The sequence below is a fragment of the Brevibacillus sp. MER 51 genome, from assembly GCF_023714195.1.
In the GTDB taxonomy this organism is placed as follows: Bacteria; Bacillota; Bacilli; order Brevibacillales; family Brevibacillaceae; genus Brevibacillus.
Genome location: NZ_JAMAUS010000023.1, coordinates 1 through 21,133 on the forward strand (window position 1 = coordinate 1; position 21,133 = coordinate 21,133).

23 protein-coding genes, 1 rRNA gene and 1 other annotated feature are annotated in these 21,133 nt (G+C 47.3%); of the genes, 23 read left to right on the top strand and 1 reads right to left on the bottom strand.

Annotated elements, in window-relative coordinates; genetic code table 11:
* The 10 genes from M3630_RS28030 to pssA form a co-directional block, all read left to right on the top strand.
* A 23S ribosomal RNA gene (locus M3630_RS28030) occupies positions 1-96 on the top strand; the annotation flags it as partial.
* Positions 97-336: 240 nt separating this feature from the next.
* Positions 337-1,458 carry an MGDG synthase family glycosyltransferase gene (locus M3630_RS28035; RefSeq protein WP_173612310.1) on the top strand — a complete coding sequence of 374 codons (1,122 nt, stop codon included), beginning with the start codon at positions 337-339 and terminating at the stop codon, positions 1,456-1,458.
* A gap of 29 nt (positions 1,459-1,487) precedes the next feature.
* Positions 1,488-2,174, top strand: a complete 687-nt coding sequence (locus M3630_RS28040; RefSeq protein WP_251254386.1) for an HAD hydrolase-like protein — start codon at positions 1,488-1,490, stop codon at positions 2,172-2,174.
* 187 nt (positions 2,175-2,361) lie between these two features.
* On the top strand, positions 2,362-2,826 hold the full coding sequence (locus M3630_RS28045; RefSeq protein WP_048035636.1) for a CtsR family transcriptional regulator: 465 nt from the start codon (positions 2,362-2,364) through the stop codon (positions 2,824-2,826).
* 16 nt (positions 2,827-2,842) lie between these two features.
* Positions 2,843-3,361, top strand: a complete 519-nt coding sequence (gene mcsA, locus M3630_RS28050; protein WP_012683955.1) for a protein-arginine kinase activator protein McsA — start codon at positions 2,843-2,845, stop codon at positions 3,359-3,361.
* A gap of 19 nt (positions 3,362-3,380) precedes the next feature.
* The gene (mcsB, locus tag M3630_RS28055) at positions 3,381-4,454 is read left to right on the top strand and encodes a protein-arginine kinase McsB (RefSeq protein WP_251254388.1); all 1,074 of its coding nucleotides are present in this window, start codon (positions 3,381-3,383) and stop codon (positions 4,452-4,454) included.
* Positions 4,455-4,514: 60 nt separating this feature from the next.
* On the top strand, positions 4,515-6,965 hold the full coding sequence (locus M3630_RS28060) for an ATP-dependent Clp protease ATP-binding subunit (protein ID WP_016742864.1): 2,451 nt from the start codon (positions 4,515-4,517) through the stop codon (positions 6,963-6,965).
* A gap of 104 nt (positions 6,966-7,069) precedes the next feature.
* The gene (gene radA, locus M3630_RS28065) at positions 7,070-8,437 is read left to right on the top strand and encodes a DNA repair protein RadA (RefSeq protein ID WP_251254393.1); all 1,368 of its coding nucleotides are present in this window, start codon (positions 7,070-7,072) and stop codon (positions 8,435-8,437) included.
* Between the two features lie 8 nt (positions 8,438-8,445).
* Positions 8,446-9,522, top strand: coding sequence for a DNA integrity scanning diadenylate cyclase DisA (disA, locus tag M3630_RS28070; protein WP_221869267.1), 1,077 nt, complete (start codon positions 8,446-8,448; stop codon positions 9,520-9,522).
* Positions 9,523-9,635: 113 nt separating this feature from the next.
* Positions 9,636-10,364, top strand: coding sequence for a CDP-diacylglycerol--serine O-phosphatidyltransferase (gene pssA, locus M3630_RS28075; protein ID WP_173612314.1), 729 nt, complete (start codon positions 9,636-9,638; stop codon positions 10,362-10,364).
* Between the two features lie 95 nt (positions 10,365-10,459).
* Here pssA and M3630_RS28080 read toward each other — a convergent pair whose 3' ends face one another.
* A complete protein-coding gene (locus M3630_RS28080) occupies positions 10,460-10,855 on the bottom strand; it encodes a DUF1573 domain-containing protein (RefSeq protein ID WP_173612315.1) in 396 nt (131 codons plus the stop codon).
* A 286-nt stretch (positions 10,856-11,141) separates the two neighbouring features.
* Between M3630_RS28080 and M3630_RS28085 the strand changes: the two genes are divergently transcribed.
* The 13 genes from M3630_RS28085 to nusG all read left to right on the top strand — a co-directional run bounded on the left by M3630_RS28085 (position 11,142) and on the right by nusG (position 21,060).
* Positions 11,142-12,230 carry a PIN/TRAM domain-containing protein gene (locus M3630_RS28085; protein ID WP_221869266.1) on the top strand — a complete coding sequence of 363 codons (1,089 nt, stop codon included), beginning with the start codon at positions 11,142-11,144 and terminating at the stop codon, positions 12,228-12,230.
* A gap of 27 nt (positions 12,231-12,257) precedes the next feature.
* On the top strand, positions 12,258-12,944 hold the full coding sequence (gene ispD, locus M3630_RS28090; RefSeq protein ID WP_251254395.1) for a 2-C-methyl-D-erythritol 4-phosphate cytidylyltransferase: 687 nt from the start codon (positions 12,258-12,260) through the stop codon (positions 12,942-12,944).
* A gap of 3 nt (positions 12,945-12,947) precedes the next feature.
* A complete protein-coding gene (gene ispF, locus M3630_RS28095; RefSeq protein ID WP_173612318.1) occupies positions 12,948-13,421 on the top strand; it encodes a 2-C-methyl-D-erythritol 2,4-cyclodiphosphate synthase in 474 nt (157 codons plus the stop codon).
* A gap of 87 nt (positions 13,422-13,508) precedes the next feature.
* Positions 13,509-14,975 carry a glutamate--tRNA ligase gene (gltX, locus tag M3630_RS28100; RefSeq protein WP_173612319.1) on the top strand — a complete coding sequence of 489 codons (1,467 nt, stop codon included), beginning with the start codon at positions 13,509-13,511 and terminating at the stop codon, positions 14,973-14,975.
* A gap of 27 nt (positions 14,976-15,002) precedes the next feature.
* Positions 15,003-15,262: a binding site (T-box leader), on the top strand.
* An 89-nt stretch (positions 15,263-15,351) separates the two neighbouring features.
* A complete protein-coding gene (gene cysE / locus M3630_RS28105; RefSeq protein ID WP_064202937.1) occupies positions 15,352-16,017 on the top strand; it encodes a serine O-acetyltransferase in 666 nt (221 codons plus the stop codon).
* The gene (gene cysS, locus M3630_RS28110) at positions 15,998-17,404 is read left to right on the top strand and encodes a cysteine--tRNA ligase (protein WP_173612320.1); all 1,407 of its coding nucleotides are present in this window, start codon (positions 15,998-16,000) and stop codon (positions 17,402-17,404) included. The genes cysE and cysS overlap by 20 nt, the downstream gene beginning before the upstream one ends.
* A gap of 17 nt (positions 17,405-17,421) precedes the next feature.
* Positions 17,422-17,826: a Mini-ribonuclease 3 gene (locus tag M3630_RS28115; protein ID WP_007716204.1), complete on the top strand. Its 405-nt coding sequence runs from the start codon at positions 17,422-17,424 to the stop codon at positions 17,824-17,826.
* A 1-nt stretch (position 17,827) separates the two neighbouring features.
* Positions 17,828-18,583: a 23S rRNA (guanosine(2251)-2'-O)-methyltransferase RlmB gene (rlmB, locus tag M3630_RS28120; protein ID WP_012683967.1), complete on the top strand. Its 756-nt coding sequence runs from the start codon at positions 17,828-17,830 to the stop codon at positions 18,581-18,583.
* Between the two features lies 1 nt (position 18,584).
* Positions 18,585-19,109 (top strand): NYN domain-containing protein, encoded by a 525-nt coding sequence (locus M3630_RS28125; RefSeq protein WP_047074734.1) that lies wholly within the window; start codon positions 18,585-18,587, stop codon positions 19,107-19,109.
* A gap of 83 nt (positions 19,110-19,192) precedes the next feature.
* On the top strand, positions 19,193-19,843 hold the full coding sequence (gene sigH, locus M3630_RS28130) for an RNA polymerase sporulation sigma factor SigH (protein ID WP_005828894.1): 651 nt from the start codon (positions 19,193-19,195) through the stop codon (positions 19,841-19,843).
* A gap of 237 nt (positions 19,844-20,080) precedes the next feature.
* Complete coding sequence (gene rpmG, locus M3630_RS28135) at positions 20,081-20,230, top strand: 50S ribosomal protein L33 (protein WP_003392018.1); 150 nt, start codon at positions 20,081-20,083, stop codon at positions 20,228-20,230.
* Positions 20,230-20,478 (top strand): preprotein translocase subunit SecE, encoded by a 249-nt coding sequence (gene secE / locus M3630_RS28140; RefSeq protein ID WP_012683970.1) that lies wholly within the window; start codon positions 20,230-20,232, stop codon positions 20,476-20,478. The genes rpmG and secE overlap by 1 nt, the downstream gene beginning before the upstream one ends.
* 45 nt (positions 20,479-20,523) lie before the next feature.
* Positions 20,524-21,060: a transcription termination/antitermination protein NusG gene (gene nusG / locus M3630_RS28145; RefSeq protein ID WP_221869270.1), complete on the top strand. Its 537-nt coding sequence runs from the start codon at positions 20,524-20,526 to the stop codon at positions 21,058-21,060.
* Positions 21,061-21,133: the final 73 nt, after the last annotated feature.

The window sequence follows — 21,133 nt, forward strand, 5'->3', positions numbered from 1 at the left end:
TAAGACCCCTCATAGACGATGAGGTTGATAGGTTCGGTGTGGAAGCGCGGTAACGCGTGGAGCTGACGAATACTAATCGGTCGAGGACTTATCCACACACTCTTAGCAATCATGCGTATTCAGTTTTCAGGGAATGAATCCAACCTCTTTACCCCAGAATGGGTAAGGAGGTTTTTCGTTTTTACAGCAAAAAGTCAAACTCGCGATTATTTTGTCGATAAGTTAGGCCGAATGACCGACAAGTTCCCTCTTGCAGACGGGTCTTGGGGTAGACTAACATGAGAAGGTACCTGATCCAAGCGTTGGAGTAGGCGAGGTTATGAAGGAGAATCGTTCATGAAAAAAATTCTAATCTTTTCCGCTTCCATCGGTAACGGACACAACCAGGCAGCGCGGGCTATGCAAGAAAGCTTGGCTGAGAGTGGTTGCACATCAATGATCATCGATACGCTGGAATATATTAGCCCCACCTTTCACAAGATTTTGCTGGAAAGCTATATGAATCTGTTAAGGCTGTCACCCAAGATGTGGGGCAGAATTTATCATAATACAGAAAAAACCCGTTTCTTCGATATGAATGTGCTGATGAATAAGTTATTAGCAAACAAACTAAAAAAGCTGATCAACAGTGTACAGCCTGATGCCTTTATTGCTACGCATCCATTTGCAAGCTGTATGCTCTCCGTACTGAAAGGAAGAAATGACTGGAAGGAACCAATCTATACAATTATTACCGACTATACCATCCATCCTTCATGGATTAATCATCATATCAACTATTACTTCATCGGCCATGAGCAACTGTATTACCTGTTAGACGTTTATCGACAGGATCATCAAAAATTCATTCCGATGGGCATTCCCATCATGAAAAAATTCAGCTTGCCATTGGACGCCGATTTGATTCGGCAAAAGCTGGGCCTCGCTCCTGGACAAAAGAGCATTATTCTTTCGGGGGGCGGATTGGGTCTCGGCTCGATGGAAAAGGTATTAGATGGGTTAGAAGAGATTAACATTCCTCTGAAAACCTTTGTGTTAACAGGGACAAACGACAAGCTGTACAATAAAGTGACAAATCGTACGTATCGCCATGAAGTCGTTCCGCTAAAATTCATCAATAACTTCCACGAATACTTGGAGACTGCTGATTTAATTGTCACCAAATCAGGCGGACTTACATCAGCTGAAGTAATGAGTAAACGGGTACCCATGATTGTTTACAACCCTCTGCCCGGACAGGAAGAGAGGAACAGCCACTTTTTGCTCAATAATGGATGTGCAGTGCACGCGAATCTATCCGAGCAGTTGATTTACTTTATCGATGAACTATTGCATAGCCCGTCCAAGGTGGAATATATGCGCAGAATGGGACAGAAAATCTCAAAGCCAGATGCTGCACAACGAATTACTGAGTTTATCATGGATGATATGAATATGTTGCCAGGGAAAATAGAATAGCTGCCTAGCCAGACAAAATGGAGGAACCCATGACTGTACCATTCGCGATATTATTTGATATGGATGGCACGTTACTGCAAACTGAAAAGCTGTCGACCCCCGCATTTATCCGAACGTTTGACCAGCTTCGTCAAAAAGGGCTATGGCAAGGAGAAACCCCTGACGAAAGTGAACTGATCAATGTATTGGGAATGACGATCGAGCAGATCTGGGACAAATTGCTACCGGGCGCGAGTGAGGAAGCCATTCACTCAGCAGACGCCTTCTTGCTAGACAATGAAATCCAGTTACTCAAAGAACGAGTGACTGAGCTATACCCGGATGTAAAATCAACCTTAGAAAAGCTGCATGAAAAAGGATTTGCATTGTTTGTAGCAAGCAATGGGCAGGAAGAATATATCGATGCCATTTGTCAGGAATACGAGTTAAAACCGCTGATGACCGACCTGTACTCCGCTGGCCGTTTCCGTACGCATTCCAAAAATGATCTGGTAGCAAAATTGTTGTCTGATTATAAAATCGGGCAAGCCGTCATGGTAGGAGATCGTCACTCCGATGTGGAAGCAGGCAAAACAAACGGTTTATTTACCATTGGATGCGACTTTGGCTTTGCCAAACCAGGCGAGCTTGATGGGGCAGATATCATCATTACCAGCTTCTCACAGCTACTAAATCATTTGCCAGCAATCGACACCAATACACAAAAACAGGCATAAACCATTCCTCAGGGAGTGGTTTTTTTGTTGATCATGTCCAAGTTTCAAGCGACCCTCTTTTGCCCACACTAGAATGTGTAAGGGACACTTGCGGGCACGCACTAAACCCATTATAATTAAAGTCAAAGATAGTCAAAGTCAATAGGTACCTCATAAGAACATACACAGAGGAATAGGAGGCGATGACTTGCGTAACATCTCGGACATCATTGAACATCACTTGAAAAGCATCATTACAAACAGTCCCAATGGATCGATCGAGATTCAGCGTAGTGAGCTTGCCGACCATTTTCAATGTGTGCCGTCTCAGATCAATTACGTCATCAATACGCGCTTTACCGTTCAAAAAGGCTACATCGTAGAGAGTAAGCGCGGGGGCGGCGGGTATATTCGCATACGCAAGGTGCAGATTGTCAGCAAAGCACGCTTGCAAGAATTGCTAACAGAAGAACTGATTGGTGAGAGCATCAGTCAAAGCGTGGGAAATGCGATCGTAGAAAGACTATTTGAGGAAGGATTAGTCAACATCAGAGAAGCCACCTTGATGAAAATCGCTACCTCGAGAAACGTATTGACCTTAGAAGCTGAATTGCGGGATCGTTTGCGGGCAAATATTTTAAAGCAGATGATCGCAGCAATCTTGTTGAAGTAAAAGGAGGTATGATGATATGAACTGTGAGGAATGCGGAAAACGACCGGCGACACTTCATTTGACGAAAATCGTCAATGGCGAAAAAACCGAATACCATATTTGCGAGCAGTGTGCTCATGAAAAAGGGGACGTCTTTACCGGCTTTCACAACTTCAGCATCAACAATCTCCTGTCAGGACTTTTAAAATTTGATCCCATGCAAAAGAATGGACGCGAAACGGCAACGAATAAGCCGCTTCAATGCGAAACATGTGGACTCACATATGCTCAATTTAGTAAAAGCGGCCGATTTGGCTGTAGTGATTGCTACACCTTTTTGGGAGATCGACTGGACCCACTTTTCCGCCGGATTCATGGAAACACACAGCATAGTGGAAAAGTACCAGAGCGCACCGGTGGCAAACTGAAGATCCGTAAAGAGCTGGAGCAACTAAAGCAAGCGCTGCAAAGTCATGTCGCCAGTGAAGAGTTCGAGAAGGCAGCAGAAATGCGTGATCGAATTCGAGCATTGGAACAAAAAATGGCCCAATCGTAGCAAGGGAGGTTAGCTGGTTATGTCCCAAAAGCAGTTTATGCAAAACCCGTGGAGCAATTGGATGAAAGGAGAAGGTCCTGATTCCGACATTGTCATTAGTACACGGCTGCGTATCGCCCGTAACCTGCGCCAGCACCCCTTTCCGTTATTGGCAACGGACTCGCAGGGCGAGGAAGTCGTCAGAAAGGTAACGGAAGTAAGCGATTCGGAGGCAATGCGCAAACGGCATCAGCTCCAGGCTATCCATATGGATCAAATTAACCCGTTAGAAAAACGCGTGCTCGTAGAAAAGCATCTAATTAGCCCCCATCTGGCAGAGGAATCTCGCAAAGGTGCCGTATTACTTCGGAAAGATGAGTCTGTCAGCATTATGGTTAATGAAGAAGATCACATTCGAATACAGGTACTATTACCCGGGTTTCGTTTGAACGAGGCATGGGAAATAGGTACGAAGATAGACGACATTTTTGAGAAAAACTTGAACTACGCGTTCGATGAGACACGTGGATATCTTACAAGTTGCCCAACCAATGTGGGTACGGGAATTCGTGCATCCGTGATGCTGCACTTGCCCGCTCTGGTGATGACGCAGCAGATCAGCAGAATTTTACAGGCGATTAATCAAGTTGGTCTGGTCGTTAGAGGAATTTACGGAGAGGGCAGCGAAGCTCTAGGGAATCTTTTTCAGTTATCCAATCAGGTCACACTGGGGATGTCTGAGTCCGATATCCTTTCCAATCTCTACGGTGTAGCCAGACAGATTATTGAGCAAGAGCGTGTGGCACGTACGTACTTGCTGGAGCATACACGGGTTTCTTTGGAGGATCGGATTTTTCGGTCATTTGGCATCTTGATGTATGCTCGCACGGTAGAGTCCAAAGAAGCGGCTCAGCGCCTGTCCGATGTCCGTCTGGGGATTGATCTTGGCATCATTCCAAACGTGTCTCCGCTGGTCCTAAACGAACTGTTGGTCACGACACAGCCAGGGTTTTTACAACACCATGCTGGTCAAAAGCTCACTCCGGACCAACGCGACGAAAGAAGGGCAAGGTTGATCCGCGAGCGTCTGCGCGTAGTAGAATCGCAAGAGTAATGGTATCACGCAATTGTTAACCATATAGAGAAAAAACACGGTTATACGGAGGTGTACGATATGATGTTTGGACGTTTTACAGAACGAGCACAAAAAGTACTGGCGCTTGCCCTTGAAGAGGCGGTTCGTCTCGGGCACAAAGATATTGGGACAGAGCATGTGCTGCTGGGACTCATTCGAGAAGGCGAAGGGATTGCTGCAAAGGCACTGCAATCACTTGGGCTTGGCCTCGATAAAATCCAGAGTGAAGTGGAGTCGTTAATCGGGCGAGGAACAGAGCAGTCCGGTAGCAATTACACACCAAACTATACACCTCGCGCCAAAAAGGTCATTGAACTGTCGATGGACGAAGCTCGCAAACTGGGTCATACCTATGTGGGGACTGAACATATTCTGCTTGGCTTGATCCGTGAAGGAGAAGGCATTGCTGCAAGAATCATGAACAATTTGGGCGTTAGCCTGAACAAGGCACGTCAACAGGTGCTTCAGCTGCTTGGCAGCTCGGAAATGATGGCATCTCATCAACCGTCTGGAGGGAATCCAGCTGCGAATACGCCGACACTGGACGGCTTGGCTCGGGATCTGACTGCAATCGCTCGTGATGGCGGGCTGGACCCAGTCATCGGTCGCCAAAAAGAAATCGAGCGTGTGATCCAAGTACTTAGCAGACGCACCAAGAACAACCCTGTTTTGATTGGGGAGCCTGGCGTCGGGAAAACAGCTATCGCAGAAGGTCTTGCCCAAAAAATCGTGAACAACGAAATTCCGGAGACCCTTCGTGATAAGCGCGTCATGACCCTCGATATGGGAACTGTTGTTGCGGGAACCAAATATCGCGGTGAGTTCGAGGATCGTCTGAAAAAAATCATGGACGAAATTCGCCAAGCAGGAAACATCATCCTGTTTATTGATGAGCTGCACACCTTGATTGGTGCCGGTGGAGCAGAAGGCGCAATTGATGCCTCCAACATTTTGAAGCCTGCTCTGGCACGTGGCGAGCTACAGTGCGTAGGTGCTACTACGCTGGATGAATATCGCAAGTACATCGAAAAAGACGCAGCACTGGAGCGTCGTTTCCAACCGATTCAGGTTGATGAACCGACAGCGGAGGATGCTATTCGTATCCTGCATGGCCTACGTGATCGTTACGAAGCCCACCATCGCGTCAAAATTACCGATGAAGCAATTGAGCAGGCAGTAAAACTGTCTGACCGCTATATTACGGAACGCTTCCTGCCTGACAAGGCCATCGACTTGGTTGACGAGGCGGCCTCCAAAGTTCGCTTGCAATCCTTTACGGTTCCACCTAACCTCAAAGAGCTGGAGGGACGTCTGGAAGAGGTACGCAAGGAAAAAGACGCTGCCGTACAATCACAAGAGTTCGAGGAAGCAGCAGCACTTCGCGATCAGGAGCAAAAACTGCGTGAAGAGCTGGATAAAACGAAAAAAGACTGGAAAGAGCGCCAAGGCCAGCTGAACATGGAGGTTACGCCAGAAGACATCGCTCAAGTAGTGGCGAGCTGGACGGGTATTCCTGTGTTGAAGCTGAAGGAAGAAGAAACAGAGCGCTTGCTGAAGATGGAAGAGATTTTGCACGATCGTGTCATTGGCCAAGATGAAGCAGTCAAATCCATCTCGCGTGCGATCCGCCGTGCCCGTGCTGGCTTGAAAGACCCAAAACGCCCGATCGGCTCGTTTATCTTCCTGGGACCTACCGGTGTGGGTAAAACCGAATTGGCTCGTGCTGTGGCGGAGACGCTTTTCGGTGACGAGGATGCCATGATCCGTGTGGATATGTCTGAGTACATGGAGAAGCATTCCACCGCTCGCTTGGTAGGTGCCCCTCCTGGCTACGTAGGCTTTGACGAAGGCGGCCAGCTAACCGAAAAAGTTCGTCGCAAGCCTTACTCCGTCATTTTGCTGGACGAAATCGAGAAAGCTCACCCAGACGTATTCAACATCCTCTTGCAAGTATTGGATGATGGCCGTCTGACAGACTCCAAGGGGCGTACCGTCGATTTCCGCAACACGGTTGTCATCATGACTTCCAACGTCGGAGCCAGCATGATCAAGAAAAATACGACGCTTGGTTTTACGACCAACGATTCGGAAAGAAAGTATCAGGATATGAAGGACAAAGTCATGGATGAGCTGAAGAAGAGCTTCCGTCCTGAGTTCCTGAACCGTATCGATGAAGTCATCGTATTCCACTCTTTGGAGCAAGAGCACATCGAGCAAATCGTATCGCTCATGACAGAAGAGCTGCGTAAACGTTTGAAAGAGCAAGACATTGATTTCCAATTGACCGAAGAAGCCAAGAAAGTACTGGCAAAAGAAGGCTTTGATCCGGCTTATGGTGCACGTCCTCTGCGTCGTGCTATCCAGCGCCACATCGAGGATAATTTGTCTGAGGAATTGCTCAAGGGTACGATCAGTAAAGGCGATACCGTCAATATCGAAGCCGAAGAAGGCAAGCTGGTAGTCAAGCGCCTCGAAAAAACGAAATCGTAAGCTGTTGAAACGTAATAGAATGCCTCCTGATTCAGGAGGTATTCTTTTTTTGGGTGCGTAATTATGATAAAAGTAGAGAAAGAAATCCAAGTGAGGGTGCGATTATGTCAAAGTATAAAACGAAATACGCGTGTCAAGAATGTGGCTATGAATCGCCAAAATGGATGGGGAAATGTCCAGGATGCAGCAGCTGGAACACGTTGGTAGAGGAAGTGACGGTAAAAAATGCCCATCGTCACGAAGGGCTGAGCGGAGGCCAGCGCCAATCTGCGATTCCATTAACCCAGGTAGCCAGTGAAGAAGAGCCACGGATGGATACGACGATAGGAGAATTGAATCGTGTTCTAGGTGGAGGGCTTGTTCCGGGTTCACTCATTTTGGTGGGGGGAGATCCCGGAATCGGAAAGTCGACATTGCTTTTGCAGACATCTTTTGCCTTGGCTCATCAAGGGGCGAAGGTTCTCTATGTATCGGGAGAGGAGTCGGCAAAACAAATCAAAATTCGCGCGGATCGACTTCATATGCAAACGCCGCCGATGTTTGTATTGGCAGAAAATGATTTGGATTTGATTGAACAGCATATTAATCAAGTAGACCCGGATGTGCTGATTATTGACTCGATCCAGACCGTGTTTCACCCGACGATCCAATCGGCTGCGGGGAGCGTCGCACAAGTGCGCGAGGCTACTGCTCAATTGATGCGAATTGCAAAAGGAAAAGGGATCGGTACCTTCATTGTCGGTCACGTAACCAAGGAAGGTTCTATCGCCGGTCCGCGTATGCTTGAGCACATGGTGGATGCTGTTCTCTATTTTGAAGGGGAGCGCCATAATACGTTTCGAATTTTGCGCGCCGTCAAAAACCGTTTTGGTTCGACAAACGAAATCGGTATTTTCGAAATGAAGGATCGCGGCTTGGAGGAAGTGGCGAATCCATCTGAGATATTTTTGGCAGAGCGTCCATTTGGCGTTGCGGGTTCCACGGTCGTAGCCAGTATGGAGGGCACACGTCCCGTTTTGGTTGAGCTGCAAGCTCTCGTTGCCCCGACCAGCTTTGTAACCCCACGGAGAACGGCAACAGGGGTCGACCATCAGCGTGTGGCGATGATTATGGCAGTGTTGGAAAAGCGCATGGGCATGATGCTGCAAAATCAGGATGCATATGTAAACGTAGCAGGTGGGGTCAGACTGGATGAGCCAGCAGTTGATTTGGCGATTGCCGTAAGCATTGCAAGCAGCTTCCGTGACCACGCTACCAATCCGCATGATGTTGTTATCGGAGAAATTGGCTTGACTGGTGAGGTACGCGGTGTCTCTCGTATTGAGCAACGAGTACGAGAAGCACATAAATTGGGCTTTAAGCGTGTCATCATACCAGAGAAAAACATCCGCGGTCTGGATGCCCCAGCAGATATTCAAGTAATTGGTGTGAGCAATATTGCCGATGCGTTGAACGAGGTGATAAGGAGGTAGGAGTGGGCATGCAGGGGAACATCAAAAGAACTCCGCAAATCGGTGATGTGCTTCGTCTCGTGGCACCCGGTACACAGCTTCGTGAAGGGTTGGAAAATGTTTTACGGGCCAAAACCGGGGGTTTGATCGTTATTGGGTGCGGTCCGGAGATGAAGTCGATTGTCGATGGCGGTTTTTCCATCAATTGTGATTTTTCTCCTGCCCATTTGTATGAATTAGCGAAGATGGATGGGGCGATTATAGTAAGTGAAGACGCAAAACGCATCCTGTACGCAAATACGCAAATCTTCCCGCCCTCCTCAATCCCCACGAGCGAGACGGGGACACGGCATCGTACAGCACAACGCACGGCCATTCAAACGAATCATCTGGTCATTGCTATCTCCCAGCGTCGCAATGTAATCACGCTATACCAGGGGAATTTCCGGTATGTTTTAAGCGAAATTAGTGTCATTTTGGCCAAGGCGAATCAAGCTGTATCTACCCTTGAGAAATACAAGGCCGTGCTTGATCAAACTTTGACGAATCTCGGTGCGTTAGAATTCGAGGAGCTCGTTACTTTGCACGAAGTTGCCTCGGTTTTGCAACGGATTGAGATGGTGTTACGTATTAAGACAGAGGTCTCCAAGTACATATGCGAGCTAGGAGTAGAAGGAAGGCTCGTCAGTATGCAGTTGGAGGAACTGGTTTCAAACATTGAGGAAGAGGCTCATATGCTTATCCGGGATTATTCCCGAGATGCATCCTATTCACCTGATCTTGTGCTGCGGGACATGAAAAAATTAAACTCGGAGGAAATGCTGGAGCTCACCTCTTTTTTGCGAACGCTGGGGTATTCCTCCAATGCCAGTATGCTGGATGAATCGGTTTCCCCTAGAGGTTATCGGATCCTGTACAAGATCAGGCGTCTGCCCGTTACGATCATCTCGAATCTGGTAGAACATTTTCATCATCTGCCTCGAATCATGATGGCAACGATTCAGGAATTAGACGAAGTGGAAGGGATTGGCGAGGTTCGAGCGAGAGCGATTAAAGAGGGACTGAAACGGATTCAAGAACAAGTGTTCATTGACAGGCACATTTAAAGTAGAATAGGATAAAGGCATTATTTGTATTCAGCATTTGCCTAAGGGACTTGGATAAAAACAAGGTCAACAGGATAACTGCTCCTTACGCAAAAGAAATCAGGAGGTAGTCTATGTTCGTGAAATCGTTACCGAACATACTAACCGTAAGCAATTTGTTTCTGGGAGTTTTAGCAATTATTCTTGCGTTTCGAGGCGATCAATACGTCGAATATGCAGCGATCACAGTGATCATTGGTATGCTGGCAGACGGGCTGGATGGACGTGTAGCTCGTATGTTGAATGCCCAAAGTGAGTTCGGGAAGGAATTGGATTCCCTTTCTGACGTTATTACATTTGGGATTGCACCAGCGTTCATCATGTATGTTGTCGTCTTGCAACACTTTGATTTGCTTGGGATTCTCATTACAGCCATTTTTCCGATCTGCGGTGCGCTACGTTTGGCGCGTTTTAACGTACAGGCCGGGGTTCCGGGGTATTTCATCGGCTTGCCGATTACGGCAGCGGGGGGCGTACTGGCTACGCTCGCACTCTATCACCAGGTATTCACTCCGGTATTGCTTGCCGTAAGTATGTTGTTGCTTGCCTTTTTGATGGTATCAAAGGTCAAGTATCCTAACTTTAAAAAAGTGGGGATTCCAAAGTCTGCTTACTGGATCACACCCATTATCATCGCGATTGTGGTTGTTGTAGCGATTAAGTACCCGCAGCAATTTCCAAAAATCGTTTTCCTGCCACTTGCTTTTTATGCACTGTACGGAATAAAAAAAAACGTTGACTTTCTCGTCAAAAAATTACGCAAGCGTAAAAACAAAGAGGAAGAAACCGTTCCGTTTGAATAGTTACGACCTAAAAAAACCCACACATCAATGTGCGGGTTTTTCTTTTTTGTATGCAACTTTTTTTAGGGTTCATTCGTAATACGAGTAACGGACTTTTAAGACAGATTGAAGACACCCAAAGTATTCAGGCGGTTGGATTCTTTCTGAAGCACATCTTCTAGCTTAATGTCAGTAATATTGCACAAAGCAGTGAGGTAGAAGATGTTTTTGCCAAGTTCAGCAGTAACTACATCGCGACAATGCTCGCACAGCGGTCCGTTAAAGTGGGTGTCCAAATGGGACTTGTTGTCCTCCAGATTTTTGTTCGAATCGTACGTCTGTTTTTTGGCAACCACTTCGACACAGCCGCATTCGGTGATGGCTTTTGTCAGTGAACGGTTAATGCGGGATGCCGTTTCCTGAACTTTGGACATGACGTCCAGTACGCTACGATGTCTGATCAAAAGCTCCGATACTTGCGTTTGAAAGTCGTCTATGTTTCGATTGTCCATCTGGTTCACCTCTGCTTTAGGCTGTTGGTATCGTCATAATTTTCTCTCATTACGATACTGACATTATAAGAAGGGAGTCAGCTCTCTGTCAATTTATCATCAAAGGAAACGAGTGTTCCCGGGTTGACGAGAAAATGACAACTATGTTAAAATTTTTGGCTATTTGACATGGCAAAATCTTTTTTGCTATAGTGAGGGAAAGTAAAATGAAGCATTATAATGATTTGGAAAAAAATAGGGTTTTACTCTTAGGCTTCTGTCTATATTAGTAAAAGGAGGTGAAGGCATGTTACGCCGAGTAGGAAAATTCATTTTTGTTTTGATTGGTGGCGGATTGGGGTATCGATTTGGTGACGAATTGTTTTCGTTGCTCGATCCATTGTTAAACTTTGGTGTAGTAGCCGGATCGCAATATATTGGAGCTATACTGGGTGCCATCTTGTTTTTCTTTTTAGCGAATTGGGTTGTGGATTATGTTCTGCGCATCGTTCGATGGGGTGAAGAGTCACTCGTCAAAATGCCGGTTGTCGATGTGATGTTCGGAGCGATGGGGTTGATTAGTGGTCTTATTGTTGCATTCTTATTATTCCTGCCCATCAGTAAAATTCCGATTCCATTTGTAGGAGATCTTTTGCCGTTAATTGTTTCCGGGTTGCTCGGTTATTTGGGCTTCCAGGTAGGATTTCGCAAGCGGGACGAGATTATGTCGGTATTTTCGATTGGACGCAAGGACAGGAAAAAGGAAAGTGCGACAACTGCCGTTAACTTGGAAAATAAAATTCTCGATACCAGTGTCATCATTGACGGACGCATCGCAGATATTTGCCGTACCGGCTTTCTGGAAGGGGTACTGGTCATTCCGGGATTTGTGTTAGAGGAGCTGCAGCATATCGCCGATTCCTCCGATGTACTGAAGAGAAACCGCGGTCGTCGGGGTCTGGATATCTTGAACAAGATTCAAAAAGAAATGAAGGTAAAGGTTCAGATTTGGGAAGGCGATTTTGAAGAAGTATCCGAGGTGGACAGCAAGCTGATCAAGCTCGCAAAGCTCATTAACGGAAAGGTCGTAACAAACGACTTTAACCTGAATAAGGTATGTGAGCTGCAAGGTGTTGCGGTATTGAACATCAATGATTTGGCAAATGCAGTCAAGCCCGTAGTTTTACCTGGAGAAGAGATGAACGTTCAAGTCATCAAGGATGGAAAAGAGCACGGTCAGGGTGTCGCTTATCTGGACGATGGCACGATGATTGTTGTAGAGGGCGGACGAGAATACATCGGAAACGATGTTGATGTTCTCGTAACGAGTGTACTGCAAACTTCAGCAGGACGTATGATCTTCGCCAAACCAAAGTTACTGGAACGAGCATTATAGAAAAGACAACAGGAGAGGGATGAATCAGTGAGCACGGGTGTCGTGATCGTTGCAGCCGGTTCGGGTAAACGAATGGGTGGACAACGAAACAAGTTGTGGTTACCGCTTGCGGGCGAGCCGATCTTGGCTCATACGGTACGTCTTTTTGCCACTCATCCCGACATTGATGAAGTCGTGCTGGTGGTGAGTGAAGCAGACCACGCAGAAGTTATGGCCTGGATCTCGGCTGAAAAGCTGGCGGTCGTGGTTACTCTGGGTGGAGCAGAGCGACAAGACAGTGTGAGAAACGGCTTGGCATCACTATCCGCAAATTGCGATTACGTACTAGTTCACGATGCTGCCCGTCCTTTCGTCACTCGCAAACAGATCAGTGACATGATCAAACAGGTGCAACAAGATCAGGCAACGATCATGGCAGTACCTGTCAAAGATACGATTAAAGTGGTGGGGGCAAATGGACTCGTAGAGTCAACTCCGGCACGGGAAAGCTTGTGGGCGATTCAAACCCCACAAGCTTTTCGTATGTCTTTATTGCGAGAGGCACATCAGGCAGCTGAGGCAGCGGGGAAGCTGGGTACGGATGATGCGATGCTGGTTGAGTGGCTGGGTCATCCGGTATCGATTATGCAGGGAAGCTATGAGAACATTAAGATTACGACGCCAGACGATCTGTGGTTTGGTGAAGAGATATTGCGGAAACGAAAGGGAGAGTAGCTCATGCGTATTGGACAAGGTTTTGACGTGCATCAATTGGTAGAGGGACGTCCATGCATTATCGGAGGCGTCACCATCCCGTATGAAAAAGGTTTGCTAGGGCATTCTGACGCGGATGTTCTCCTCCATGCGATTAGTGACGCGATTCTTGGTGCGATTGGTGAGGGGGATATTGGTCGTCATTTCCCGGATACAGACCCGGCTTTCAAGGATGCCGATAGCGTAAAGCTGCTGGAGCATGTATGGAAGCTGGTTCGGGAGCGCGGTTACCGTTTAGGAAACGTGGATGCAACGATCATTGCCCAAGCACCGAAGATGGCGCCGTACATCCCGCAAATGTGTGCAGTCATTGCCCGCGTGTTGGAGGCAGACGATCTCTCGCAAGTGAATGTGAAGGCGACGACATCGGAGAAACTCGGTTTTACAGGCAGAGGAGAAGGAATCGCTGCTCAGGCGGTATGCTTGCTTGTCAAGTAGAGGGGCAAGGTGTAACATAAAGCCTTAGATACGTTTTTACTTAGGTCAAGGTTATAGCCTTTTACATTCATAAGGATGGTGCTACCAATGGCGAAAGAAATTCGCACTCGTTATGCGCCGAGTCCTACGGGGCATTTACACATCGGCGGTGCGCGAACAGCGCTCTTCAATTATCTTTTTGCGAAACATCACGGTGGTTCATTCATCGTTCGGATTGAAGATACGGACCAAACGCGCAATAAGGAAAATGCGGACGAAGAACAAATGAAAAACCTGAAATGGCTCGGCGTAACATGGGAAGAAGGTACAGACGTTGGTGGACCATATGGACCGTACCGTCAAACAGAGCGCCTGGACATTTATCGGAAATATATCGATCAACTGCTGGCAGAAGGCAAAGCGTACTACTGCTACGCGACAAAAGAAGAGCTGGATGCAGAGCGTGAAGAACAGCTCGCGCGTGGAGAAACGCCACGTATTCTGGAAAAGCATCGCCATGTAACGGACGAGCAGCGTGCTCAATACGAAGCAGAAGGCCGAGTGCCATCCATTCACTTCCTCGTTCAGGATGATCGCGAGTATGTCGTGAACGACCTGATTCGTGGCCAGGTAACATTCAACTCCAACGAGATGGGCGATTTCGTTATTTGCCGTCCGGATGGGATTCCTACATACAACTTCGCCGTTGTAGTGGACGACTATTTGATGAAAATTAGCCACGTCATCCGTGGAGAAGAGCATCTGTCCAACACGCCTCGTCAATTGATGATTTATGAAGCGTTTGGGTGGGAAGCGCCTGACTTTGCTCACTTGGCACTGATCCTCAACCAAGACGGTAAAAAGATGTCCAAGCGCGACGAGAGCATTCTTCAGTTCATTGAACAGTATCGTGACCTCGGCTTCTTGCCAGAAGCAATCGTGAACTTCCTTGTTCTTTTGGGATGGTCTCCAGGTGGCGAAGAAGAGATTTTCTTAATGGAAGATCTGATCAAGCTGTTCTCTATGGACCGCGTGAACAAGTCGCCAGCTGTCTTTGATGCAACGAAGATGAACTGGATGAACAACTTCTATTTGAAGCGCCAACCGCTGGATATGATTACAGACATGTGTATCCCGCATCTGCAAAAGGCTGGCTTCATCGAAGAGAATTTGTCTGCCGAGAAGCGCGAATGGGTTCGCAGTATCGTAGGTCTGTACCAGGAACAAATGTCCTACTGTGCGCAAATCGTTCCGTTGGCAGCTCTTTTCTTCCTCGACGAAGTGGTGTACGATGAAGAAGCAACTCTGGTGCTGAAAGAACCGCAATTGCCGGAAGTACTGACTTCCTTTGTGAAACACCTTTCTGCCCAGGATGCATATAATGTGGATGTTATTAAAGCGGTACTCAAGGACGTGCAAAAGGAAACGGGTCACAAAGGCAAGGCGTTGTTTATGCCGGTTCGCGTAGGAGCAACTGGCCAGGCGCATGGTCGTGATTTGGCAGAGACGTTGTATCTGCTCGGCCGCGACAAGGTGATTGCACGCGCACAGCAAGTAATTGCAAACGGTCAGTAAGTATTGGCTGGTTTTCTTTTATAAATATGGAATGCGACGATCAGGAGAAGTACAACAGTCTGCACATCTACAGAGAGGATGGATAGGTGAGAGCCATCTGATGTGCCCTGTATGGAAATGCCCCTGTGAGCAATGAGCTGAACCTATCTTTTTGAAAAGATGTCAGTAGGCGCCATCGGCTTCCCTCCGTTATCGGGATAAGAGCAAGATCGTTCAAGGTTGTTTGTTAAGTCTTTGCAGCCAAGAAGATCTAAGCAGAGTGGAACCACGGTAAACCCGTCTCTGTCCCTTCGTATTTGAGGGGATGGGGACGTTTTTTATTTTTGAGGAAGTTGAACACTCGGCAGGTAAATCAGGCAGGAGGTGCCACCCAAAAATGTTAGCACAGATGAGAGATGACATTCATGCTGTTTTTGAACGAGACCCGGCTGCGCGCAGTACGTTGGAAGTCGTCATGACCTATTCCGGTTTGCACGCGATATGGGGGCACCGGATTGCCCACAGGCTCTGGAAGGCTGAGCTGTGTACACTCGCCCGAATTGTTTCTCAACTATCCCGTTTTTTCACGGGAATTGAGATTCACCCGGGCGCAACTATTGGCCGCGGCCTGTTCATTGACCATGGCATGGGTGTTGTGATCGGAGAAACGTGCGAAATCGGAGACAATGTAACGATTTATCAAGGGGTTACACTTGGGGGAACAGGTAAAGAAAAAGGGAAGCGTCACCCTACGATCGGCAATGATGTCATTATTGCGACGGGAGCAAAAGTGTTGGGCTCCTTCAAAATTGGCGATAATTCAAAGATAGGGGCTGGTGCTGTTGTCTTGCAGGAGGTACCGCCTAACTCGACCGTAGTAGGAATCAAGGGACGCATCGTCATTCAGGATGGCAAGCGGGTCAAAAACGATCTGGATCATGTAAACATGCCAGACCCGGTAGCGGATACGATTCGTATGATGCAAAAGGAAATTGATCAATTACGCAAAGAATTGGAGCTTTTGAGGGAGGATAAAAAGAACGATGGGCATTCAGCTAACTAACACGATGACACGGCGAAAGGAACCGTTTCACACATTGGAGCCAGGAAAGGTAAAAATGTACGTGTGCGGCCCGACCGTGTACAATTACATCCACATTGGAAATGCGCGCCCTGCCATTGTATTTGATACATTGCGCCGTTACTTGAAATATCGTGGCTACGAAGTGACATTCGTGCAAAATATTACGGACGTAGATGACAAACTGATTCGTGTGGCGAATCAGGAAGGTGTCACTGTCAAAGAAGTGGCGGATCGATACACAGATGCGTACAATGCTGATCTGAAATCACTGAACGTATCACCACCGGATATTCAACCGCGAGTGATGCAGACAATTCCAGAAATCATTGAATTCGTGCAAGGGCTGATTGAAAAAGGCTTCGCCTATGAGAGTGAAGGTGACGTCTATTTCCGTACAGGACGTTTTCAGGAATACGGAAAGCTTTCGCATCAACCGTTGGATGATTTGCAGGCGGGTGCTCGTGTGGAAATCAACGAGAAAAAGGAACATCCCCTGGACTTTGTACTTTGGAAAGCGGCTAAGACTGGAGAAGTTACCTGGAATAGTCCGTGGGGCGAAGGAAGACCGGGATGGCATATTGAGTGCTCGGCAATGGCCCTGAAGTTTTTGGGTGAGGAAATCGATATTCATGCGGGCGGAACAGACCTTGTGTTCCCGCATCACGAAAACGAAATTGCCCAGTCGGAGTGCTTTACGGGTAAAGTTTTTGCTCGCTACTGGCTACACAACGGGATGCTCAACATCGATAACGAAAAAATGTCCAAATCTCTGGGGAATTTCTTGCTTGCACGCGATCTTTCGGAAAAATTCGGAGGTCAATTAATTCGCTTCTTTATGCTTCAGGGACACTATCGCAACCCGATCAATTTTAGCGAAGAGTTGATCGAACAAGCGGCCAATGGTTTGGATAGAATCAAGACGGCGTATACGAATCTGTCCCATCGACTGGATACCGTGCGCGCAGAAGAGCCGAATGATCAGGCACAGGAGCAGGCACGAATCATTGGAGAGCTTCGCGAGCGCTTCATTGCTGAGATGGATGATGATATTAATACTGCGAATGCGATTACCGTTATTTTTGACGTCGTGAAGGAAGCCAACCTGTATTTGCGTCATCAAAATGTAGGCGAAACCGAAGTTCGTGCGTACATGGATTTGTTGGTGGAGTTGACGGAAGTTCTTGGTCTTGAAATTGCAGAAGGGCAGGAGCTGTTGGATAGTGAGATTGATGCGTTAATCGAAGAGCGCACAGAAGCTCGCAAAGCAAGAAACTTTGCGCGTTCTGACGAAATCCGCGATCTGCTCGCAGCAAAAGGAATCGTGCTGGAGGACACGCCACAAGGTGTTCGCTGGCGTCGAAAATAAGGGGCCGAAGAAAATAGATGCAAAAAGAAGAACTGACCCGAGATCCTAATCTGACAAATCCACTCGTGCTTGCCTTCCTCGGTGATGCTACCTATTCGCACTGTGTCAGGTATCATTTGATCGCCAAGGGGCTGGTTAAACCAAACCAGCTCCACAAGGCGGCCAACCGCTATGTTTCAGCGAAAGCACAGGCCAATGTGTTGTTGACGTTAATGCCCACATTGCCAGAGGAAGAATTGAATGTAGTGAAGCGGGGGCGGAATGCCAAATCCGGCTCCAGTGCCAAAAACGCCGATATTATCGACTACCGTCATGCAACGGCTTTTGAAGCATTGATCGGGTACCTGTACTTGAGTGGAAAAGAAGAGCGGATCGCTGAAATTGTGCAGCAGGCTTTTGCCATAGTGGAAGGAGAATCATGAAATGAGTGAAGAGTGGATTCTGGGGAAAAACCCCGTCATCGAGGCTTTGCGATCAGGCCGTACGATCAATAAGATTTGGGTTGCAGAGGGAACGAATAAAAATCTGATGGGGCCTGTCTTTGCCTTGGCAAAAGAACAGGGTGTCATTGTGACGACAGCGAACCGCAAAAAGCTGGATCAGCTCGTGTCGACGGACAACCATCAGGGTGTTGTGGCTTCTGTTGCTGCTTACGATTACGTAGAAGTAGACGATATTTTGAAGCGGGCAGAGGAAAAAAACGAAGCGCCGTTCATTTTGCTGTTGGACGAGCTGGAAGATCCGCATAACCTAGGCTCCATCATGCGGACAGCCGATGCAGTAGGGGCTCATGGTGTCATCATTCCGAAACGGCGTTCTGTCAGTCTTACAGCAACAGTGGCAAAAGCTTCGGCTGGGGCGATCAACTACGTGCCAGTAGCCCGAGTGACGAATTTGGTTCGTACCATGGAAGAGCTCAAAGAACGCGGTGTTTGGATCGCAGGAACAGACGCGAGTGCCAAACAAGATTTCCGCCAGGGTGATTATACGATGCCGCTTGCGATTGTCATTGGCAGTGAAGGAAAAGGCATGAGTCGTCTCGTCCGGGAAAACTGTGATTTTCTGTACAGCCTTCCGATGGCGGGAAATGTTACCTCACTCAATGCTTCTGTAGCAGCTGCCTTGTTGATGTATGAAGTCTATCGCTCCAGGAGTCCAATTCCGACGCGGGTGAAATGACATGGCGAAACGAAAAGCCAAGCAGCTGTTGATCGTAGATGGATACAATATCATCGGCGCCTGGCCCGATCTGCGCCTGCTGAAGGATCAAGAGCGGATGGACGAGGCGCGTGATCAATTAATCGCAAAAATGGCTGAGTACCAGAGCTACACTGGTGTGAAGGTCATCATTGTCTTCGATGCGTACAACGTTCCTGGTATTGGCCGTCAAATGGAAGACTTCCAGGTTGAAGTTTATTTTACGAAGAAAAAGGAGACGGCAGACGAGAAAATTGAGCAGTTAGTCTCCCAATTTCACAATAAAAATCGACAAATTTATGTAGCAACTTCTGACTATACCTCTCAACGTGTCATATTTGGGCAGGGGGCTTTGCGCAAATCAGCGCGGGAGTTGTTGCTCGATATGGAAAATGCGGGCAAGGAAATCAAGAAACAAGTCGAAAAAACGCAAGAAGAACGTTTCTCCACGCGGATTACGCTGAATGATGAAATAGCGAAAATATTCGAAAAATGGAGAAGGGAATAACTTGGATTCGGTTGACGCTTTTTTACGGCATCATGTATAATAGCGCTATCTATTGGAGAAACCGGTTGGCGGAGGGATCATTTGTGAGTGTTGACCTCAAGGAGTTAAAACATGCCCAATATGAACTAATGACCGACGAAGAAGTAGTCGACCTGGTTCGCGATAATGACGCCGAAGCTTTGGAGTATTTGATCAACAAATACAAGAACTTCGTTCGTGCCAAAGCGAGATCCTATTTTCTTATTGGGGCTGACCGCGAAGACATCGTGCAGGAAGGGATGATCGGACTGTACAAGTCTATTCGCGACTTCCGAGGAGACAAGCTCACGTCGTTCAAAGCATTTGCCGAGCTGTGTATTACCCGTCAGATCATTACCGCGATCAAGACAGCGACACGCCAAAAGCACATCCCGCTCAATTCTTACGTTTCACTGGACAAGCCTATCTATGATGAAGATTCTGACCGCACACTTCTCGATGTGATCTCGGGAACAAAAGTGACCGATCCAGAGGAATTGTTTATCAATCGGGAAGAGTTCGATGATATCGAGGGCAAGATGAGTGAAATTTTGAGCGACTTGGAGCGCCAGGTTCTCATGCTCTATTTGGATGGACGATCCTATCAGCAGATTGCCGTCGAGCTGAAGCGTCACGTCAAGTCTATTGATAATGCATTGCAGCGAGTAAAGCGCAAGCTAGAGCGCTATTTGGAAGGAAGAGAGATTCATCTGTAGAGAATCTCTCTTTTTATTTTGGAAGCAAAAGGACTATCTCTTGTCAAGTCATTTTGTTTGACATGGGTATTTCGGTATGATAAATTTATTTAGGTAGCCATAGACTCTTATCTCTCTGTTCTATGGTTACTTAGGTGAATGAAATGGTCTGGAAAAAGTAGCGGTTTTCCCGTACTATTTATCATCGGGGTACTTTTAACTAATAGCAGGTTTGAAATGAGATGGAGGTGGCAATAAATGCGAGTAAACATCACGTTGGCGTGCACCGAGTGTGGCGAGCGTAACTATATCTCCACAAAGAACAAGCGCACCACTACTGAACGTGTTGAACTGAAAAAGTATTGCTCCCGTGACAAGAAGCAAACCCTTCATCGCGAGACGAAGTAATGGTTGATGCGACGAAGTCAGGGGGTGGCAAAGTGGGTTTTTTATCACGAATCGGAGCCAGTTTTCGCCGTACCGGTGGTTTTTTTAGTGACGTAATGTCCGAGCTAAAGAAAGTCCGTTGGCCCAACCGTAAAGAGTTAACAACCTATACGCTTGTTGTACTCGTTACGGTCGTGCTCCTTGCAATATTCTTCTTCGTCGTTGATTTGGGTATCTCGCGCTTGATCGATTTGATTCTAGGAACGTAATTATGCAAGTCTTAGGAGGGACGGACGGTTATCGTCCTGTTGGATATGGAAAAAGCATGGTATGTACTTCATACGTACTCAGGTTACGAAAACAAGGTAAAAACAAATCTGGAGAAGCGACTCGAGTCGATGGGCATGGAAGACAAGATCTTTCGCGTTCTTGTTCCCACTGAAGAAGAGGTGGAAACCAAGGATGGTAAAAAGCGCACCGTCACGAAAAAAGTGTTTCCTGGATACGTCCTTGTTGAAATGGTGATGACGGACGACTCTTGGTATGTCGTGCGCAACACCCCTGGGGTTACCGGCTTTGTCGGATCCACGGGTGCTGGCTCTAAACCGACAGCGCTGCGTCCTGAAGAGGCCGATACGATTCTCAAGCAAATGGGAATCGAAATTCCCAAGATCAAAGTCGATTTTGCTCTCCGCGATATGGTGCGCGTCACAGATGGTCCGTTTTCCAATCGCACCGGGGAGATTATCGAGATTTACCCGGACAGGCAGAAGGTTCGCGTGTTGGTGGACATCTTCGGTCGCGAAACACCGGTAGAGCTAGACTTTACACAAGTTCAACAATTGGATTAGGATTCAACTTGAAAAGTATCGCGCTATGTGGTACATTTCATTTTGTTTTAACAATCCCACAACACTATTTGGG

Coding starts and splice junctions, on each gene's coding strand:
- rpmG (WP_003392018.1), top strand. CDS start 20,081: ATGCGAGTAAACATCACGTTGGCGTGCACCGAGTGTGGCGAGCGTAAC.
- cysS (WP_173612320.1), top strand. CDS start 15,998: ATGGGCATTCAGCTAACTAACACGATGACACGGCGAAAGGAACCGTTT.
- M3630_RS28125 (WP_047074734.1), top strand. CDS start 18,585: ATGGCGAAACGAAAAGCCAAGCAGCTGTTGATCGTAGATGGATACAAT.
- M3630_RS28040 (WP_251254386.1), top strand. CDS start 1,488: ATGACTGTACCATTCGCGATATTATTTGATATGGATGGCACGTTACTG.
- secE (WP_012683970.1), top strand. CDS start 20,230: ATGGTTGATGCGACGAAGTCAGGGGGTGGCAAAGTGGGTTTTTTATCA.
- pssA (WP_173612314.1), top strand. CDS start 9,636: ATGTTCGTGAAATCGTTACCGAACATACTAACCGTAAGCAATTTGTTT.
- gltX (WP_173612319.1), top strand. CDS start 13,509: ATGGCGAAAGAAATTCGCACTCGTTATGCGCCGAGTCCTACGGGGCAT.
- M3630_RS28035 (WP_173612310.1), top strand. CDS start 337: ATGAAAAAAATTCTAATCTTTTCCGCTTCCATCGGTAACGGACACAAC.
- M3630_RS28115 (WP_007716204.1), top strand. CDS start 17,422: ATGCAAAAAGAAGAACTGACCCGAGATCCTAATCTGACAAATCCACTC.
- M3630_RS28085 (WP_221869266.1), top strand. CDS start 11,142: ATGTTACGCCGAGTAGGAAAATTCATTTTTGTTTTGATTGGTGGCGGA.
- nusG (WP_221869270.1), top strand. CDS start 20,524: ATGGAAAAAGCATGGTATGTACTTCATACGTACTCAGGTTACGAAAAC.
- ispF (WP_173612318.1), top strand. CDS start 12,948: ATGCGTATTGGACAAGGTTTTGACGTGCATCAATTGGTAGAGGGACGT.
- radA (WP_251254393.1), top strand. CDS start 7,070: ATGTCAAAGTATAAAACGAAATACGCGTGTCAAGAATGTGGCTATGAA.
- cysE (WP_064202937.1), top strand. CDS start 15,352: ATGTTAGCACAGATGAGAGATGACATTCATGCTGTTTTTGAACGAGAC.
- disA (WP_221869267.1), top strand. CDS start 8,446: ATGCAGGGGAACATCAAAAGAACTCCGCAAATCGGTGATGTGCTTCGT.
- mcsB (WP_251254388.1), top strand. CDS start 3,381: ATGTCCCAAAAGCAGTTTATGCAAAACCCGTGGAGCAATTGGATGAAA.
- mcsA (WP_012683955.1), top strand. CDS start 2,843: ATGAACTGTGAGGAATGCGGAAAACGACCGGCGACACTTCATTTGACG.
- M3630_RS28080 (WP_173612315.1), bottom strand. CDS start 10,855: ATGGACAATCGAAACATAGACGACTTTCAAACGCAAGTATCGGAGCTT.
- rlmB (WP_012683967.1), top strand. CDS start 17,828: ATGAGTGAAGAGTGGATTCTGGGGAAAAACCCCGTCATCGAGGCTTTG.
- M3630_RS28060 (WP_016742864.1), top strand. CDS start 4,515: ATGATGTTTGGACGTTTTACAGAACGAGCACAAAAAGTACTGGCGCTT.